At 63.0% G+C, this 17838-nt stretch carries 18 protein-coding genes; 6 read left to right on the forward strand and 12 right to left on the reverse strand.

The genetic code is table 11. The annotated features are described in order from the left end of the window. Positions 1-58 precede the first annotated feature (58 nt). Together AAF563_09790 and AAF563_09795 are read left to right on the forward strand one after the other, a co-directional pair. Complete coding sequence (locus tag AAF563_09790) at positions 59-556, forward strand: L-2-amino-thiazoline-4-carboxylic acid hydrolase (protein MEM7121555.1); 498 nt, start codon at positions 59-61, stop codon at positions 554-556. A gap of 61 nt (positions 557-617) precedes the next feature. Beyond that, entirely contained in the window at positions 618-1151 is a 534-nt protein-coding gene (locus AAF563_09795; GenBank protein ID MEM7121556.1) for a SprT-like domain-containing protein, read from the forward strand. Positions 1152-1160: 9 nt separating this feature from the next. Here AAF563_09795 and AAF563_09800 read toward each other — a convergent pair whose 3' ends face one another. From AAF563_09800 to AAF563_09810, 3 genes are all read right to left on the reverse strand, one after another. Next, positions 1161-2174, reverse strand: a complete 1014-nt coding sequence (locus tag AAF563_09800; GenBank protein ID MEM7121557.1) for a glycosyltransferase family 1 protein — start codon at positions 2172-2174, stop codon at positions 1161-1163. Next, positions 2174-2986, reverse strand: a complete 813-nt coding sequence (locus tag AAF563_09805; GenBank protein MEM7121558.1) for a UDP-2,3-diacylglucosamine diphosphatase — start codon at positions 2984-2986, stop codon at positions 2174-2176. Before AAF563_09805 ends, AAF563_09800 begins: the two co-directional genes overlap by 1 nt. A 165-nt stretch (positions 2987-3151) precedes the next feature. After that, complete coding sequence (locus AAF563_09810; GenBank protein MEM7121559.1) at positions 3152-4060, reverse strand: transglutaminase family protein; 909 nt, start codon at positions 4058-4060, stop codon at positions 3152-3154. A gap of 187 nt (positions 4061-4247) precedes the next feature. Between AAF563_09810 and AAF563_09815 the strand changes: the two genes are divergently transcribed. Next, the gene (locus AAF563_09815; protein MEM7121560.1) at positions 4248-5552 is read left to right on the forward strand and encodes a hypothetical protein; all 1305 of its coding nucleotides are present in this window, start codon (positions 4248-4250) and stop codon (positions 5550-5552) included. Between the two features lie 15 nt (positions 5553-5567). Here AAF563_09815 and AAF563_09820 read toward each other — a convergent pair whose 3' ends face one another. Next, a complete protein-coding gene (locus AAF563_09820; GenBank protein ID MEM7121561.1) occupies positions 5568-6509 on the reverse strand; it encodes an alpha-E domain-containing protein in 942 nt (313 codons plus the stop codon). After that, complete coding sequence (locus AAF563_09825; protein MEM7121562.1) at positions 6502-7947, reverse strand: circularly permuted type 2 ATP-grasp protein; 1446 nt, start codon at positions 7945-7947, stop codon at positions 6502-6504. Before AAF563_09825 ends, AAF563_09820 begins: the two co-directional genes overlap by 8 nt. A gap of 46 nt (positions 7948-7993) precedes the next feature. Between AAF563_09825 and AAF563_09830 the strand changes: the two genes are divergently transcribed. Next, the gene (locus AAF563_09830; GenBank protein MEM7121563.1) at positions 7994-8419 is read left to right on the forward strand and encodes a hypothetical protein; all 426 of its coding nucleotides are present in this window, start codon (positions 7994-7996) and stop codon (positions 8417-8419) included. Here AAF563_09830 and AAF563_09835 read toward each other — a convergent pair. The 5 genes from AAF563_09835 to AAF563_09855 form a co-directional block, all read right to left on the reverse strand. Next, positions 8374-8565 carry a hypothetical protein gene (locus tag AAF563_09835; protein MEM7121564.1) on the reverse strand — a complete coding sequence of 64 codons (192 nt, stop codon included), beginning with the start codon at positions 8563-8565 and terminating at the stop codon, positions 8374-8376. The genes AAF563_09830 and AAF563_09835 overlap by 46 nt on opposite strands. After that, the gene (locus AAF563_09840) at positions 8562-9914 is read right to left on the reverse strand and encodes an amidase (protein MEM7121565.1); all 1353 of its coding nucleotides are present in this window, start codon (positions 9912-9914) and stop codon (positions 8562-8564) included. The genes AAF563_09835 and AAF563_09840 overlap by 4 nt, the downstream gene beginning before the upstream one ends. 14 nt (positions 9915-9928) lie before the next feature. Then, the gene (locus AAF563_09845) at positions 9929-11275 is read right to left on the reverse strand and encodes a TRAP transporter large permease subunit (GenBank protein MEM7121566.1); all 1347 of its coding nucleotides are present in this window, start codon (positions 11273-11275) and stop codon (positions 9929-9931) included. Then, on the reverse strand, positions 11272-11910 hold the full coding sequence (locus AAF563_09850) for a TRAP transporter small permease subunit (GenBank protein ID MEM7121567.1): 639 nt from the start codon (positions 11908-11910) through the stop codon (positions 11272-11274). The genes AAF563_09845 and AAF563_09850 overlap by 4 nt, the downstream gene beginning before the upstream one ends. A 100-nt stretch (positions 11911-12010) precedes the next feature. After that, on the reverse strand, positions 12011-13159 hold the full coding sequence (locus tag AAF563_09855; GenBank protein ID MEM7121568.1) for a TRAP transporter substrate-binding protein: 1149 nt from the start codon (positions 13157-13159) through the stop codon (positions 12011-12013). Positions 13160-13321: 162 nt separating this feature from the next. On the opposite strand from AAF563_09855, the gene AAF563_09860 reads away from it, so the two are divergent. Next, positions 13322-14437, forward strand: coding sequence for an NAD(P)/FAD-dependent oxidoreductase (locus AAF563_09860; protein MEM7121569.1), 1116 nt, complete (start codon positions 13322-13324; stop codon positions 14435-14437). Here AAF563_09860 and AAF563_09865 read toward each other — a convergent pair. Then, positions 14434-16143, reverse strand: a complete 1710-nt coding sequence (locus AAF563_09865) for a chloride channel protein (GenBank protein MEM7121570.1) — start codon at positions 16141-16143, stop codon at positions 14434-14436. The two genes, AAF563_09860 and AAF563_09865, sit on opposite strands and share 4 nt — an antisense overlap. 122 nt (positions 16144-16265) lie before the next feature. Between AAF563_09865 and AAF563_09870 the strand changes: the two genes are divergently transcribed. Beyond that, entirely contained in the window at positions 16266-17273 is a 1008-nt protein-coding gene (locus AAF563_09870) for an Ldh family oxidoreductase (protein MEM7121571.1), read from the forward strand. Here AAF563_09870 and AAF563_09875 read toward each other — a convergent pair. Next, a complete protein-coding gene (locus tag AAF563_09875) occupies positions 17270-17836 on the reverse strand; it encodes a DUF924 family protein (GenBank protein ID MEM7121572.1) in 567 nt (188 codons plus the stop codon). The genes AAF563_09870 and AAF563_09875 overlap by 4 nt on opposite strands. Positions 17837-17838 lie beyond the last annotated feature (2 nt).

A 17838-nucleotide genomic window follows, 5' to 3' on the forward strand; every position in this document is an offset into this window, starting at 1 on the left:
TGTCCGGAGAGGCTTTCAGTCTTCCCGCTCCCAATCGGTCTAGCTCGGAGCGGCCCATATGGTCAAAGAACAAGCCAATCGGAATCCCAACCCCCTCGTTTACAACGCCATCAAAGACCGCGGCAGGATGTATCTGACGGTTTTTCGTGAACTCAAAGAGCGTTATGGCGAAGACGAAGCCATCAGCGTGATGCGCGCCGCGAGCTATGCCTACGGCAAGCCGATTGGCGAAGCGCTGGCGTGTTTCGCGCCGCGTGACTTTGCCGGCATGGCCGAGGGCTTCGCTAGATCCCCCGACGACGGCGCGACGTTCTTGCCCGATGTAAGGCGCCTCGACGACACCTGCCTGGAGGTTCAGATGATGAGCTGTCCGATCAAGGACGCCTGGGTCGAGGCCGGCTGCAGCGACGCTGAAATCGGCACGCTCCTGCATTGCGCCTCGGCGCTCGACGAAGCCACGTTGGAGACGGCGGGTTTTGCCTATGAGATCGAGTTGTGGTCGCCCGGCAAGGAAGGTTGCTGCCTGACCAGGATCACCGAGAAAACCGGCACCTGAAACACTGCCCTGGGGATAGTTGACTGGACAACGATGCGTCGGACCATCACCTTCACGAGCGATGACGCAGCGTGTCCGTGGCGGCTCTCTTCTGGGCCGCGTTGAAGAAGTCGCAGCCCATTGGGGCGTTCTCGAGCAGTTGGCGCGGGCCAACCGCTACGGTGCGGCCTATGAAGCCTGCCTGGCGTCGCGCGTTGAAATCTCCGCGCGTGGCAAGCTCTGTGCCGGCAAGGCCTATACGTCTGAAAAGCGCATCGTTCTGCACCGCGATCTGTTGCCGGCGGGACGCGAGAGCGATCGCGACGCGACGTTCCTGCACGAATGCGCGCACATCCTGGCGGACCTTCACTACGGCAAATCGTGCAAGCACGGACCGTTGTGGCGCGCCACCATGGTCATGATCGGCGAGCTACCGGTCGTGCATCACGACATCCCCTATCTGTCGCGCGAGAGCCAGGCCTCTGTCATCTGGCGCTGCGTTGCCTGCGGCGAGCTCTATCACTTCGTTCGCAAGCCGCGCCGGCGCATCCAAGACTGCCGCTGCAGCACCTGCGGCGAAGAACGCGGCGTGCTGGAGCGCGTGCCTGTCGACTAGACTGTCGGTTCAGCGAAACGGCGCCAGATTGTCCAGGAACTGTTGTGCGCAACGCTGCCAGGAATAGGTCATCGCGTGGTCGCGGCAGGTTTCGCGGGGTATGGCGAGCGCCTCGGTAGCCGCGGTCTTCAGATCGTCATGCAGCACGCCCGCGCCTGAGCCGTCGACCACGTCGAGCGGGCCTGGCACCGGATAGGCCGCGACCGGCACGCCGGCCGCCATGGCTTCCAGCAGCACCAGGCCGAAGGTGTCGGTGCGGCTGGGGAAGACAAAGACGTCCGCGTCGGCATAGTGCCGGGCCAGTTCCTCGCCGTGTTTGGCGCCGGTGAAGACGACGTTGGGATGTTCGCCGGCCAGTTGCTTGCGTTGCGGGCCGTCGCCGACGACCACCTTGCTGCCCGGCAGATCGAGCGCCAGGAACGCGCCGATGTTCTTTTCCACCGCGACGCGCCCGACGTAGAGATGGATAGGGCGCGGTAAGGACGTCAGCGACGTCGTTTCGCTGATCAGTTCGCGCGGCCGGAACAGCTCGGTATCGACGCCGCGCGTCCAGTCCCTGATGTTGTCGAAGCCACGCGTCTCAAGGTCGCGCCGGATCGTCCGGGTCGCCACCATGATACCTTCGCCGGCGCCATGGAAGCGGCGCAGCAGGCGATAGAGCCAGCCCGGCGGGATGCCGCTGCGGGCATGGACGTATTCGGGGAAGCGGGTGTGGAACGACGTCGTGAATGGCTGGCCGCGACGCCGGCAGTAACCGCGCGCCGCCCAACCCAAAGGCCCTTCGGTGGCGATATGGATGGCGTCGGGCGCCGCCTCGTCGAGCCGTAGGCGCACGCCGCGGCCCGGCAGCACCGCCAGGCGGATCTCCGGATAGGTCGGGCAGGGCAGGTTGGTGAAGAGGTCGGGCGAGATGACGGTGACCGCGTGGTCCATCGTCTGGAGTTCCCGTTTAACGCGCGACAGCGTCCTGACGACGCCGTTCACTTGCGGGAACCAGGCGTCGGTCACGATGGCGATGCGCATTAGCCGGGAACGGGGACGTTGGTTGTGCGGCGCATGCGCGGCGGTTTGGCGGAGACGTTTTGGGGCGTCGACCAGTGAATGATCTCCAGCCGGCCGTCTGAGTGTTCGACAAGGGCCGAGCAACTCTCCACCCAGTCGCCGTCGTTGCAGTAGAGTATGCCATCGATCTCGCGGATCTCAGCCTTATGGATGTGCCCGCAAACGACACCGTCGACATCGCGCCGGCGTGCTTCCTCGGCGACCACATGTTCGAACCGGTCGACATACTTGACCGCGTTCTTCACCGTGTTCTTCAGATAGGCCGACAGCGACCAGTATCCGAAGCCCAGCCGGCGGCGCACCACGTTGAACCAGATGTTGAGGGCGAGCACGGTGTTGTAGGCCCAGTCGCCGAACAGCGCCAGCCACTTGGCGTGTTTCACGACGCCGTCGAACTCGTCGCCGTGCAGCACCAGAAGACGCCGGCCGTCGGCCGTCGTATGGACGATCTCGCCGGCGACATGGACGCCGCCGAACTGATGGCCGGCATAGTCCCTCAGCGCTTCGTCGTGATTGCCGGGAATGTAGATGACCTTGGTGCCCTTGCGCGCCTTGCGCAAAAGCTTCTGCACCACGTCGTTATGGCTCTGCGCCCAGAACCATGACTTCTTCAGGCGCCAGCCGTCGACGATGTCGCCGACGAGATAGAGATACTCCGATTCCGTGTGACGCAGGAAGTCCAGCAGCATCTCTGCCTGGCACCCCCGCGTTCCCAGATGAATGTCGGAAATCCAAATTGAACGGTACCGGCTTGGTGACCGATGGCCATGCATACCCCAAATCCGCCGCTTCCAGTTGCGAGAGGTCGACGCGTTGATCGCCGGGGGTCTAACAAGACTTGGTGTAAGATTTGCGAAAGCGGCACAATAGAAGTGCCTTTAAGACAGAAACTTCATCGAACGGTCACGCAACCGCAACATGGCGGGACGACGTGACGCTCAGACGGCCCGGGGCAGGGCCGTGCCGTTATCGGAGGATGTCACCTTGACCTCGACATTCATGCCCAGCAGATCACCGCGGTCACCGATGAAGGTGCCTTGAAGCGGCACCGCCTGTTCAGGCGTGCGCGCGACGCCAACGCGGAACAGGTTGGCGCCGCCGACCATGCCGTTGGTCGGGTCGAACTCGACCCAGCCGGCGCCGGGCAGGTAGATCTGCGCCCACGCGTGTGTAGAGCCCGCGCCGCGCAGGCCCTGGTTCGCCCCGCCGTCAAGCGCGGGGTCATAGACATAGCCGGTGACGAAGCGCGCGGCGAGGCCCAGGCTGCGCGCGGCCTCCATCAAGAACACAGCGTAATCGCGACAACTGCCGCTGCCCAGGTTCAGTGTCTCGATCGGCGTCTGCACCCCGTGCAGTTCGCGCACCTGATAGGTGAACTCGTCCTTGATCGCGTTGGTCATCGCGACCAGAACTTCCTGCGTCGAGCTTCGGCCGCCCGGATTCAGGAAGCGTTGCGCCCAGGCATCGATCAGTCGCTCCGGATCGAAGTAGTAGCGCTCCGTCGTGCGCGTGAGATCCGGAAGTTCCTCCGGCGGATAGGTAAAGGGCAGGAAACTGGCAAACGGCTCAATGGGAAACTCGGTGGTCTGAACGCCGTAGTGTTCCAGCTCGATCGTACTCTCGAACCGCAGCTCGTCGGCCATGTCGTCGAAATTGGCGATCGTGATCGAGTTGCCGAAGACGTCGTGATACCAGCGGATGCGGGCCGCCGGTGAGATCGAGAGCTCGGTGTGGATCAGACGCAGGTCGTGACTGTCACGCGGCCGGAACATCAGTCGATGCTCACCAAAGCTGACCGGCTTGGCGTAGCGATAGGTCGTCACGTGATGAATGGTCAAACGGCGCATCAGGGCTCAATCGACGACGGCAAGGTGAAATCGTCAGGGCCGGCCTTTCCGCCGGCGCGCGGGATCATAGGCGGCTCGGGCCGCATTTGCCAATCGCTTGGCTGGTAGCTGGCTACCCCGGGAAAACAGTCAATTCTGGCCTGCTGAACACCCTCCTTTGGGGGAGGCGAATCTATGTTATACTACTATGGGTTGGATTGATTGCGCCTGGTTTGGAGCCGATGTGAACCACCTTTCCGCATTGGGTGTCGGATGGCTGCTGGTGCTGGTTTGGCTCACTGGACCAGCGTTCGCGGACGCGCCGTTCATCAACCCAGTCAAGCAAATCGTGCCTCTCGACGATGACGCCGCACTAATCGTCGCGGGCGGTGACATGTGGCAAGCGGCCGAAACCATCGATAATCGCTGGCAGCGCGCCATTCAGTCTTCCGAAGCTCTTCAGATTGATACGTCGCTGGCAGACCGTGACGACCCCAAGTACTCGCAATGGTTGACCGGTGTCGTCAACACGGCCTTCGGCATCCTCATGCACTGCCAGGCACTTTCGCGAAACGGCTCCGGGCAAGTCGGGTTCATGATCGGCTGCACCGCGCGGTCGGATCAGTTACACCGCGACTTCTGGTGCATCGGCAGTTTGGGCGAGGGGGCGACGAACGAACAAATCGATGATTGCGTCATCCACAATTCCGCTAAAGATGCATCTTGGGCACCTTGGTTTCGTCGTTACACCGAGGCCGCGATTCTCGAAGCTGAAGGACGCTACGACGAAGCCCAAGACGCTTACTTAGAACTTCGCGAGCCTCTCTCCGGTGGCGTCCATGCGTACGAACGCCTCCTCCTTACATCTCAAGCTGAGTGGGCAACAGCGGCGTCCCTTGTTTGGGACTACATGACCACCCGTAGCACTCGGCTTCAGCTCATGACCGGTCAGTTGGCGCTGGATGGCTTACCGACGTTCACCGAGGTGCCGTACTGTGAAGCAATGGAACCCAATGTCTGCCCGGGCTCATACTTGGCACTTCACGGCATGCTGAACTATGTGCGCGGCCAATCCGATACCGCAGAACGGCAACTGGCCGACGCTTTAAGGCGGCCCCAGCGGTGGATCGGTGTTGATCCATACGAGCACCCCTTGTTCTGGGTCGCCATGATTGCCCATCAGCGCAACGACGATCCAGGCGTGGCGCATGCGCTGAGACATCGAAACGAGCTCAGCATCGATCGTCCGCCGGATGTTGACTTCGTCCTCGACCTCTTCGCGGGCAACATGAGTGCCGTCATGATGGCGACCGACGATATGAGCAGCATCCAGGCGTGCCAAACTGCAGGCTGTCGCTTTTTCCTGGCGCAATACCTTCGAGGCATCGGCCATTCTCAGGAGGCAGAACGGTTGATGGTGCAATCTGCGGAGGATTGTCAGGGATCACAGTCATTCATGTGCGGGATAGTCCATGCAAGCGGTGCAGGTGCTATCGATGCGGCAATACCCTAAGAAGCAAGCGTTTGTTTAGTGAAAGAAGCGCTCGACCAATTCGTTTGAGAAACTGTCGAGCTCGCGCTGCAGGTCGTCGACAAAGGCGTTGAGGCCCAGGCGGCGGACCTCCTGGACGTTGCCGGCGTGGATCAGATCCTGCAACGGCGCCAGGTTGTCGCGCAGATCCTGGGCGGCCGTCAGGTTGGCCTTGGCCAAGCCGGCCAGCAACGTATCCACCCGGTCCAGGCACGAGATGACCGAGCGCGGGAAGCCGTCATTGAAAAAGAAGAACTCGATGACGCGGTCCGGTTCGATGCCGCGTGGATGAACGCGGCGGAAGGCATGATAGCCGGCGGCCGAGCGCAACAATGCGTTCCACTGGGAGATATCCGCGGCAACCTCGGCCTCGCCGATCGGGTTCTCCAGCAGATGGGATTTGATATCCACCAGGCGCGATGTCTGGCCGGCGCGTTCGATGTGTTTGCCCAGCAGGTAAAAGTACCAGACCTGATCGCGATAAAGCGTACCCTGCACGATACCGGCATGGGTCTGGCAACTCTCCTTGATCGTCGCGCAGACCCGCGACAGATTGTTCAGCCGGATGTCGCGACGGTTCAGTTCGGTGATCCAGCCGTGGAACACGTTCAACTGCGTCCACATTTCCGTGCTGATGACATGACGCATGGTGCGCGCGTTCTCGCGCGCGTGGATGATGCTGGCGATGATCGAACTCGGGTTGTCGCGGTCGATCGTATAGAAGTGCACGACCCGATCTACGGCGGCCCGTTTGTGTCGGCTGAAGAACAGGTCCTCGTCGGCATGCAGCCTGACGATCGGCAGCCAGCTCTCCTCCTCCGTGCCGCCGCGCGCGAAGGTCTCGTTGACGTCCAGGATGCGCGCCAAATTCTCCGCGCGTTCCATGTAACGCCCGGTCCAGAACGCGTTCGCCGCGAACCGTGCCAGCAGATTACGCAAGGACCCAGGTATCCTTTGAACCGCCGCCCTGAGACGAATTCACGACCAGGGAGCCACGCGGCAGCGCGACGCGGGAGAGGCCGCCGGGCAAGACCCACGTGTCCTTGCCGGTCACGGCGAACGGACGCAGATCGACATGGCGCGGCTCCAGCCCATCGCCGATCAAGGTCGGGCAGACGGAAAGATGCACCATCGGCTGGCTGATATAGTTGGCGGGATCCTTCTTGACCGCCGCGCGGCACTGCGCGAGCTGGCGCTTGCTGGCGTGGGGGCCGACGGTGATGCCGTAGCCGCCGGACTCGCCGACCGGCTTCACCACCAGTTTCTCCAGGTGGTCCAGCGTATAGGCTAGCCCTTCCTTTTCGCGGCAGATATGGGTCGGCACATTGGCGATGATCGGATCTTCATCCAGGTAGTACCGGATGATGCGCGGCATATAGGCATAGACCGCCTTATCGTCTGCGACGCCCGTGCCGATCGCGTTGGCCAGCCCGACATTGCCGCGCGCGTAGGCCGCCATGACGCCGGGCACGCCCAGCATGCTCGCCGGATTGAAGGCCTTGGGGTCCAGGAAGTCGTCGCTGATGCGCCGATAGATGGTGTCGACCCGCGCTGGTCCCTCGGTCGTCTTCATGTAGACGCGGTCGTTCTCGACAAACAGATCGCTGCCTTCGACCAGTGGCACGCCCATCTCGCGGGCCAGGAAGATGTGCTCGAAATAGGCGGAGTTGTAGACACCCGGCGACAGCAGGACGACCTGGGCCTCCTGCCGGTTTGGCGGCGCGATCTCGACCAGGGCCTGATGCAGCCGAACGCCATAGTCGGAGACCGGCAGGATATCGATGCCTTCCGACAGATCGGGGAAGGCGCGCATCATCATGTGCCGGTTCTCGACAACATAGGAGACGCCGGACGGGCAGCGGCCGTTGTCCTCCAGCACGTTGAACTTACCCTTTTCGTCGCGCACCAGATCGATGCCGCATATGTGCACATAGGTGCCGTGCGGCACCGCGAGCCCCTCCATCGCCGGCTGATAGTTCTCGTTGCCCAGAACCAGATCCTTGGGCACCACGCCGTCCTTCAGGATCATCTTGTCGTGATAGACGTCGTGCAGAAACAGGTTGATGGCGGCGACGCGCTGCTTGACGCCGCTGTCGATGATCTCCCAGTCCTCATGGGACAGCGGACGCGGCACGACATCGAAGGGCAAAATGCGATCGATCGCATTCTTGTCGGAGTAGACGGTAAACGTGATGCCCAGATTGTGCAGTTCGCGCTCGGCGTCGCTGGCGCGTTGCTTCAGGTCGTTGATATCGAGTGCTGAAAGTCGCTTTCGGATCAGCGCGGCATGGCGCGCCGGGTGGCCGCGCCTTCCGGAAAGTTCACACCAATCGCTTCCTGCACTATACCCGCTGAGCAGGCCTCGCCGTCGCCCCATGTAGTCTGTATAGCACAAGGGCGAGGGCGACACACGAAGGAGCAGGATGGCTCAGAGACGACAGAAGCTGCGCGACCGCTACAAGCTGGGTTTCGACCGCCTGGCGGTTGTGTTTTTCTGCCTGTTCGCAGCCGCGTTCGCGCTCTTGGCGTTGCTTGTCAACGAACCTTACGGCTTGCCGGAAGAGGGCGCGCCGGGGCGTGACCAGATCGATGCGGCCGTCGCCGCCGAATGCGCCCCCGATCAGATCGAGGCGCTTGCCATGTTCTGCGAAGAACGTGTCCTGGCGTCCTACCGATGGACGCATTATCACGAGGCGCTTGATGTCGACCGGCTCGCCTGGCTCTACACGCTGCTGCTGATCGCCCTGGTGCTGATCGTCGCGGTACCGGCGGTGCGCTGGGTGCGCGCCGGCTTCCGCACGCCTCAATCGTCGCGCGATCCCTTCAGCGGCAATACGGCGGACTCGTAGAACTCATAGAGCGCGAGCGCCAACACGCCGACAACGATAACGCCGAACGGGATCGAGCCGATCGAGATGGCAAGACCGATCAGAAAGGCGCCGATCAATGCCATGCCGATGATGCCCGTGATCAGGTTGTCCCATCCGCTCTTCATGAGTGGTCTCCGGCTTGATCGATGTCCAGTTCATTTAACAGCCAACGGGCGGTGCGCATCAACCTGACGTCGTGATGACGCGCGCCGACCAGCTGTACGCCAATCGGCATGCCGGCCTCGTTCGCCAGCAGCGGCAGATTCAGCGCCGGCACGCCCATCAGCGACCACGGGCGGTTGAAGGTCGAATTGCCGGTGCTGTCCAGACCCGGTGCCACACCTGTCACGGCGGGCGTCAAAACCGCGTCATAGTCGCCGAATAGTTCGTCCAGCAGGAGATCGAGGTCGGCGCGCCGGTTCTTTGCTCCGACGTAGTCGACGGCGGCGATGGACCGGCCTTCTTCGATCAGCGCGGCGACGGACGGGGTCAGCTTGTCCTTGCCCGTGTCGTATTCGCGCACCAGGCTTGCCGCCGACTCGACGGCGCAGATGGTCTGGAACGTGTCGTGCGTTGTCGCGAAAGTCGCACCCAGGTCGATATCGGCGATCCGGTCACCCAGGGCGTCTTTCAGTTCCGCCAGCGCTTCCTGGCATTCACCGTCAGCCTGATCCCAGACATGCGTGCGGACAAAGGCAAGGCGCGGCGGCAGTGGCGGCGTTTCATCGGATGCCGCGGCGACAGAGGGGCGTGCCCGGTTGACCATGTCGGGATCGCGGTCGTCGTAACCCATCATGCATTCAGCGAGCAGAGCGACGTCGCCGAGTGAACGCGCGAATGATCCCACCGTGTCCAGCGTACGCGAGATACCGAGCACCCTATGGCGCGAGATCAGACCGAAGGTTGGTTTGTAACCATAGACGCCGCAGAAGGCCGCCGGACGGATGACGGAGCCGGCCGTCTGGGTTCCCGTCGCGCCCGGCACCATGTAGCTCGCGACCGCTGCGGCTGATCCGGACGACGAACCACCGGGGCTGCGCTCGTGGTTATGGGGGTTGCGCGTCTTCGGCGAGTCGGTCGACGTGGCAAGTTCGGCGGTCACCGTCTTGCCCATCAGGACCGCGCCGGCGCTACGCAGATTGGCCACACAGGCAGCGTCATAGCCGGGTGTGCGTCCGGCGTGCAGCACCGTCCCGTCCTCGGTCGGCATGTCCTTGGTGTCGAAGATATCCTTGATGCCCAGGGGCACGCCATGCAGGGGCCCGTGTTCGTGCCCGCGCCGGTGCTGATCGTCGGCATCGCGCGCTTGCGCCAGCGCGTGTTCGCGATCCAGATAGGCCCAGGCCTCTATCTCGGCGTCGAACTTCTCGATACGCGCCAGGCAGGCGCGTGTCAGATCCTCCGACGAAAACCGCCCGGCTGCGATACCCTCGGCGGCCGCGCGAAGGCCAAGCTGCGACAACTCATCGGCCATGACCTAGGCGACCATCAACCGAAGAAGAAGACGGGCAGCCACAGCGCGATCTCCGGGAACACATAGAGCAGCGCCATGGCGATAAAGACCATGCTCAAGAACGGCATGACGCCTTTGAAGATGTTGATCAGCTCGACATGGGGTGGCGCCACGCCCTTCAGATAATACGCCGCCATTGCCATTGGTGGTGTCAGGAACGAGGTCTGCAGGTTGAGCGCGACCAGCACGCCGAAGAACAGTGGGTCGATGTTGAAGACCGCGAGCATCGGCAGGAAGATCGGCACGAAGATGATGATGATCTCACTCCACTCAAGCGGCCAGCCGAGCAGGAAGATGATGAGCTGGGCCAGGATCAGGAACTCGACCGGCGACAGCTCGGCCGCCAGCACCCATTCCTCGATCAGCGTGTGGCCACCGAGATAGGAGAAGACGGACGCGAAGGTCCACGAGCCCACGAACAGCCAGCACACCATCGCCGATGTTCGCGCGGTCAGGAACACCGCTTCCTTCAGCCGCTGCCAGGTCAGCGCGCGGTAGCACACGGCCAAGAACAGGCCGCCGAATGAGCCGACGCCTGCCGCCTCGGCGGGTGTCGCGAGGCCCATCAGGATCGCGCCCAATACGGAGAGGATCAGTACGGCCAGCGGCACGAAACTGGTCAAAAGCTGCAACGCGATCTGCGCGATCGGTGGGACGATCTCTTCCGGCGGTTTGGGCGCCAGCTTCGGATTCAAGGCGGCGCGGCCGACGACATAGACCATGTAGAGGCCTGCCAGCATAAAGCCGGGGAAGAGCGCGGCCGCATAAAGCCTGACCGGCGACACCTGGGCAATCGCCGCATAGACGATCAGCATGATGCTGGGCGGGATCAGGATGCCCAGGCAGCCGCCCGCGCAGATCACGCCCGACGCGAACTTCTCGTCATAGCCGGCGCGCAGCATGACCGGGAAGGCGAGCAGGCCCATCAACGTGACGACGGCGCCGATAATCCCGGTCGCCGTTGCGAACACCGCGCATGTCGCCAACGCCGCGACCGCCATGGAGCCGGGCAGATGGCGGGCGGCAAGCTGCAGGCTGAAAAACAGCCGGTTCACGATGTTGGCCCGTTCGACCACGTAGCCCATGAATAAGAACAGCGGCACCGCCACCAGTACATCGTTCGACATGACAGAGAACGTGTTCTGGACAAACAGATCGAAGATCCGGTTGTCGAAGATGTGGTCCATCCGTTCCGGACGGAGGTAGGCGTAGTAGCCGAAGCCCAGGCCCATCGCGATCAGCGTGAAGGCGATCGGGAAACCCAGCAACACGATGATGATGAAGAGCCCCAGCATCATAATGGCGACCATGGGATCGCTCATGACTTCGGCTCCTCAGGTTTGTTTTCCCGCGCTTCCAAGGACGCCGCCTCATCGTCATGGTGAATGGCGTGCAGGTCCTCGGCCTCATGCATCAGCATGGTCTCGGTCTCTTCGACGTCGGCCAGGCGCTCGGACCAGTAGCCGCGCCGTATGCAGTGCACGCAGCGCACGATCTCCGCGACGCCCTGCAGAAACAGCAGCACGCCGGAAACCGGGATGAGTGTCTTGAAGAAATAGATCTGGATCCGCGCCGGGCTCGACCACGCGACTTCCTTATAGAACCAGGAATCATAGGCGTAGAAATAGCCGGAGACGATGAGCGCGATGGCGCCCGGCATGAAGAAGATGAAGTAGAGGAGCAGATCGATGCTGGCCTGCGCCTTGATCGGCAGCAGCCGGTAGATGACATCGCCCCGTACATGGCCGTTGCGCGATAGCGTGTAGGCGCCGGCCATCAGGAACAGGGCACCGTACATCTGGATGCTCATGTCGAAGGCCCACGCCGTCGGCTGATTGACGACGTAGCGGACGAAGACCTCGTAGCAGGTGGCGAACGTCAAGACGACGATGCACCACGCGAACGCCTTGCCCGTCCACGCGCTGAGATTGTCGATCGAAAACAGTAGGCGCTTCATGCCCCGCACCTGATCGTTGGACCTGTTCTTGTTATCGCCGATAGGGGCGACGCCTTACTTGGCGCCGCCCATACCGGTTCAGGTCTTCTGCGGCGTCCGCCTAGACGGGTTCACCGAAATAGTGACGATAGGCGCCCGCATAATCCGGCGCGTTGGTCAGCTCGTAGGCGCCGACACGCTTTGCCCAGGCTTTCTGCGAGTCCACGACCTTGGCGAAGTAGGGATCGTTGTCGACGAAGTCCGTCAACACCGTGTCCCAGGCCTTCAGCTGTTCGGCCATGATCTCGTCGGGCGTGCGGTAGACGTTGACGCCAAACTCCTGCTGCAGCGCGATCAGGTCGTTGGAGTAGCGGTCCTGATACTTCCACGACATGTCGGCCGAGGCCGATTCCGATGCGTATTGCAGGATCGCGCGTTCCGTGTCGCTCAGCGAGAAGAAGACGTCCTTGTTGAAGATGATCTCGAATGTTTCCTGTGACTGATGGAAGCTCGCCAGGTGATAGTGCTTCGACACGTCCTGCATGCCGAAGTCCTTATCGGACGTCGGGTTATTGAACTCCGCCGCGTCAATCAGGCCGGTTTGCATGGCCGGCTGAATTTCACCGCCAGGCAACTGTGTTACTTCCATGCCCATCTCGGCGAGCACGTTGGCCGCTAGGCCGACCGTGCGGTACTTGATACCGTCAATCTGGCTGACCTGGGTGATGTGCTCCTTGAACCAGCCAAAGGGCTGCGCGGGCATCGGGCCGGAGAAGAAACCGACCACGTTGAGGCGCAGAATGTCGTTCAGCAGCTCGTCATAGAGCGCCTGGCCGCCGCCATACTTGATCCAGCCCAGCAGCTGATTGGCGGTCCAGCCCCAGCACGGACCGGTGCCGAACAGCGAGGCCGCCGCGTTCTTGGAGTACCAGTAGGCGGTCACCAGATGGGCCGCGTCGATAACCTCTTCGCTTACCGCAGTCTGCATTTCAGCGGTCTTCACAACCGCGTCAACGTCCAAATAGTCGATGCGCAGCGTGCCGCCCGACATCTGATTGACGCGCGTGACGTAGTCTTCGGCGAATTCCTTGAAGATGCCGCCGCCCCAGGCGCCCTGCATCTTGATAACCTTGGCGTCTTGCGCGCGCGCCACGTGGGGCATGGCGACAGCCGCCGCGCCCCCGACCGCGGCCACACCGCCGCCTTTCAGAAAGCGCCGGCGCGACGTTACCTTGTCATCTGCCGGTTTGATTTTCTCATGTTTAGCCAAAGCTCTTCCTCCCAGTCGTGAAGCGCTGTAGTGAATAGGTTGAAGCTTCCCCCGGCGCTGATCATGCGCCTGCTCCGATGTATGTCAATTCTATCTATGCCTCAAGACTAACCCAACCCCTATGACCACCAGCCGGACCCAATTCACACCGGGATGAGCGCCATGGAACAGGTCGAAGCGGTTGTCGTGGGCGCGGGCGTCGTCGGTTTGGCCGTCGCCAGGGCACTCGCCAGGGCAGGGCGCGAGGTGATTGTCCTGGAGGCCGAAGAGGCGTTCGGCACGGTGACGTCGTCGCGCAACAGCGAGGTCATCCATGCCGGGATCTACTATGCCGCGGGGAGCCTGAAGGCACGGCTCTGTGTTGAGGGCAAGCTCCGGCTCTATGACTACTGCGCGCAGCATGGGGTCGGCCACGACCGCTGCGGCAAGCTGATCGTCGCCACCGAGGAGAGTGAATTGCCGATGCTCGACGACCTGAAGCGGCGCGCTGCCGTCAACGGTGTCGACGACCTCATCCATCTGAGCCCGGCGGAGGTCGCAGAGCGGGAGCCGGTGGTTCACTGCCTGGGCGCGCTGTTGTCACCGTCGACCGGCATCATCGACAGCCACGGCCTGATGCTGGCCTATCTGGGCGATGCCGAGGACGCCGGTGCCATGTTGGCGCTCAACGCGCCGGTAACCGGCGGTGAGGCGGGCGATGACGGCATCGTCCTGAACGTCGGCGGCGCGGCGCCGATGACGCTTCGCGCGCGCCTGCTGGTGAACGCGGCCGGCCTGGGCGCCAACGACCTTGCCGGAGCAATCGACGGTATGCCGGTGGACAAAGTGCCGGCGCTCTACCTGGTGAAGGGCAGCTACTACACGCTTTCCGGGCGCTCACCGTTCGGCCGCCTGATCTATCCCGCGCCCAACCAGGTCAGCCTCGGCGTGCATGTCACCATCGACCTGGGCGGCCAGTGCCGGTTTGGGCCCGATGCCGAGTGGGTCCAGACCATCAACTACGATGTCGACCCCGCGCGCGCTGATGTCTTTTACGATGCCGTTCGCCGCTTTTGGCCCGATCTCCAGAACGGCGCGTTGGAGCCCGGCTATAGCGGTATTCGCCCGAAGGTGCAGGCGCCCGGCGAGCCGGCGGCGGATTTTGTCATCCAGGGTCCGGCCGACCACGGCGTGCCTGGCCTGGTCAACCTCTTCGGTATCGAATCGCCCGGTTTGACATCGTCTCTGGCACTCGCTGACGAGGTGCTTCGGGGGCTGGGCGTGAACGCCAAGAGTTAAGACAGCATCAGCGAGCTGTGGCCGACATGGGCGCCGATCTCGGCCGCGGTGACGACGCCCAGGACATCGGAAAACTTGCGCGAACCGGGATCGCGCGACACGACTGCGATCTTGGCGCCGGCACGGTCCATGGCCTGCAGTGTCGGAATCATCGAGGCGTTTGGCTCGACAATAATGTAACCCTTGGTGAAATCGGCATCGGCGCGCGCGGCCGGACCCAGGACGCCGGTGATCGTGCCGTCCGTGGTCACGATACTGGTCTGTCCGGCCTGGTGACTCGTGACGGAGCCGGTGTCGCATTCGCAGAAGTTGGCGCTCATCAACTGATCGACATGGCGCGATGCGTCGACCGAGGATTGCAGCCCGTCGGGCACCACATGGCCGCGCCGCAGCAGTTTGATGGTGTAGATGCTCTCAGGAATGAGCCAACGACGCATGGCCAGGCTGATGACGCTCACCGCGATCACCGGCAGCATGCTGTTGTAGTCGAACGTCATCTCGTAGGTCATGGCGATCGCCGTCAGCACCGCGCCGGTGCCACCGGCCACAGCGCCCGCCATGCCGGCGATGGCGAAGATCGCGATCGGGATTTCGATACCCGGAAGGAAAGCCTGGCACAGGTGGCCGAACGCCGCCCCGAGCGCTGCGCCCATGAACATTGAGGGCGAAAAGACACCGCCCGACGCGCCCGATCCCAGGGTCAGGCAGGTCGCGATCAGCTTGAACACCATCAGCAGCAAGAGGAAGACGGGGTCAGCCAGAATCGTCTTCAGGATCTGCGTGATCGACGCGTACCCGACGCCCTCGACATAGTAATGCCCAGCATAGAGCCACAGGCCGTAGATCATCAGCCCCAGCAGGAACATACCGAAGACATGCTGCACGTAGTAGCCGCCGGGAATCCGGTCGAACAGGTCCTCGGCCTTGTCGAGCGACCAGATGAATAGCGCCGACAAAACGCCGACCAGAATGCCCAGGGGCACGAACAGCAGCATGATCCAGACCGAGAGCGTCTCGCCCGCATGGACCATCAACTCGGGAATATCGATCAGGGGTGAGCGGCCCTCGACCAGGCGCGACAGCCAGATGGCGACGACCGTCGCCAGCGATACCGGCAACAGGTTGGCCGCGTTGACCGAGATCAGGATCAGCTCGACGGCGAACAAGATACCGCCGACCGGCGCGTTGAAGGCCGCGGCGATGCCCGCACCGGCGCCAGCGGCGACCAGCGTGATGCGCTGGTTAAGCGGCATGCCGACAAAGGCGCCCAGAACCGAACCCATCGCCGCGCCCATCTGGATGATTGGCCCTTCGCGGCCCGCCGAGCCACCGGACCCGATTGTCAGCGATGATGCGACCGCTTTGATCACCACGACCTGCCAACGCATGCGCGCTTCGTTGTAGTGGATCGCGTCCATCACTTCCGGTACGCCGTGCCCCTTGGCCTCCGGCGCGTAGGTCTTGACCAGGAAGGCGACGACGATCGCGGCCAGCGGCGGCACCAGAATGATGCCCGGACCCCACGGATTGACGTCAATGTAATCGGAGATGTCGTAGGACCAGCCGAACTGGCCAAGCAGAAGTGCGTTGTGGAAGAACGCAATCAGCTTCTTGAAGATCCAGGCGCCGGCGGCCGCGACGATACCGACGACAACCGCCAGCAGGCACATGGTGACCAGCGTATGGGGACGATCCGACCTCTCCATGGCGCGCGATCATAACGATGGGTGCCCAGGCGGTCACGATCCAAGTTGGTGGGCGGCCTTCCGGCTGGCGCGCCGGAGGATTCGCCGTATGCTGAGGTCGTTCAACAGGTGGGGCCTCGGCGATGACGGAGACGGCAACACTCACGCTCGACGCGGTCGGCGATTTGACCGGCCGTGTTCTCCGCGCCTGCGGAACCGACGACCTCAACGCGGAATCGGTGACTCGCTCGGTCGTTGCCGCGGAGGCCGACGGCATTCATAGCCACGGCCTGGCGCGCCTGCCGACCTATGCGGAGCATGTGCTGTGCGGCAAGGTCGACGGCAAGGCCGTGGCGACCGTCACCAGGCCGAAGCCAGGCGCGGTGGTTGCCGATGCGGCCGCCGGCTTCGCCCATCCCGCCATCGACCTTGCCCTGCCAGAGCTGTTCGCTTCCGCCAATGCACAAGGCGCGGCTGTCATGACCGTCACCAATTCCTATAACTGCGGCGTTGTCGGCTATCACGTCGAACGGATCGCGGAGCAGGGCTTGCTAGCGCTGGGTTTCGTCAACGGACCGGCGGCGATCGCGCCGTGGGGCGGCGCCAAGGGCATGTTCGGCACCGATCCGATCGCGCTTGCCTGTCCGCGCCCCGGCAAGCCACCGCTCGTCATCGACCAGTCGTCGAGCGTCGTCGCCAAGAGCGAGGTGGTCGTGCACGCCCAGCGCGGCGAGCCGATCCCGGAGGGCTGGGCGCTCGACGCCGAAGGCCAGCCGACTACCGACCCCGACGCGGCGCTGAAGGGCACGATGGTGCCGACCGGCGGGCGCAAGGGCGCCAACCTCGCGCTGTTGATCGAACTGATGGCCGCCGGATTGGGCGGCGCCAACTTTGGCTATCAGGCCAGTTCCTTCGGCGGCAACGAGGGTGGTCCGCCGCGCACCGGCCAGTGTTTCCTGGCCTTCGATCCCAGCGCCTTTGGCGGTGATCTCGAAACCCGCGCGGACGCCCTGTTTACCGCGATCCTGGATCAGCCGGGCACCCGGCTACCGGGCGAGCGCCGGCTTAAGGCGCGTGAACGGGTTGCGCAAGAGGGTGTCGCCATCGCTGCTGCGCTTCACCAGAAACTGGAAGACTACGCCGGGCGCTAGAACGAGGAGTTCGGCTCCTTCAGAAACTCGATTTCCTCGTCCGTCGACACACGGCCCAGGATCTCGTTGCGGTGGGGAAATCGCCCGAACCGGTCGATGATTTCCAAGTGGCGTGCTGCTGCCTCCTGGCATTCCTTGCGTTTGGGACCGTGATAGTTCGCGTCGATATAGGCGACGTGGCGCTTTTGATGGTCCAGATCTTCAGCGTGTTCGAACGGCAGGTGGGCAAAGAGCTTCTGGACGTCGGTCATCTCGGCGTCGAGACCGTTTGCCACGGCGTGCTCGGCGATGGCGAGTGCCTTGTTGTCGGTGGCGTACATGCGGGCCGAACCCCGGAACATATTGCGTGGAAGCTGATCAAGCAGGATCAGCAAGGCAAGCGTGCCGTCCGCGCTGGCCATCCAGTCGTCCAGCTTGTCCGAGGCTGCCTGTTCGTGCAGGTCCAGAAAGCCGTCGCGGCAGGCGCGGTCGAAGTCGTCGCTTTTTTCGAACCACGCTTCGCGCATGGCGCCCCAGTCAGGATCGCCATTCTCGCCGAACCAGAAGGCGAGTACCCGCTTCATCG

The organism is Pseudomonadota bacterium, assembly GCA_039028155.1.
Taxonomy (GTDB): domain Bacteria; phylum Pseudomonadota; class Alphaproteobacteria; order SP197; family SP197; genus JANQGO01.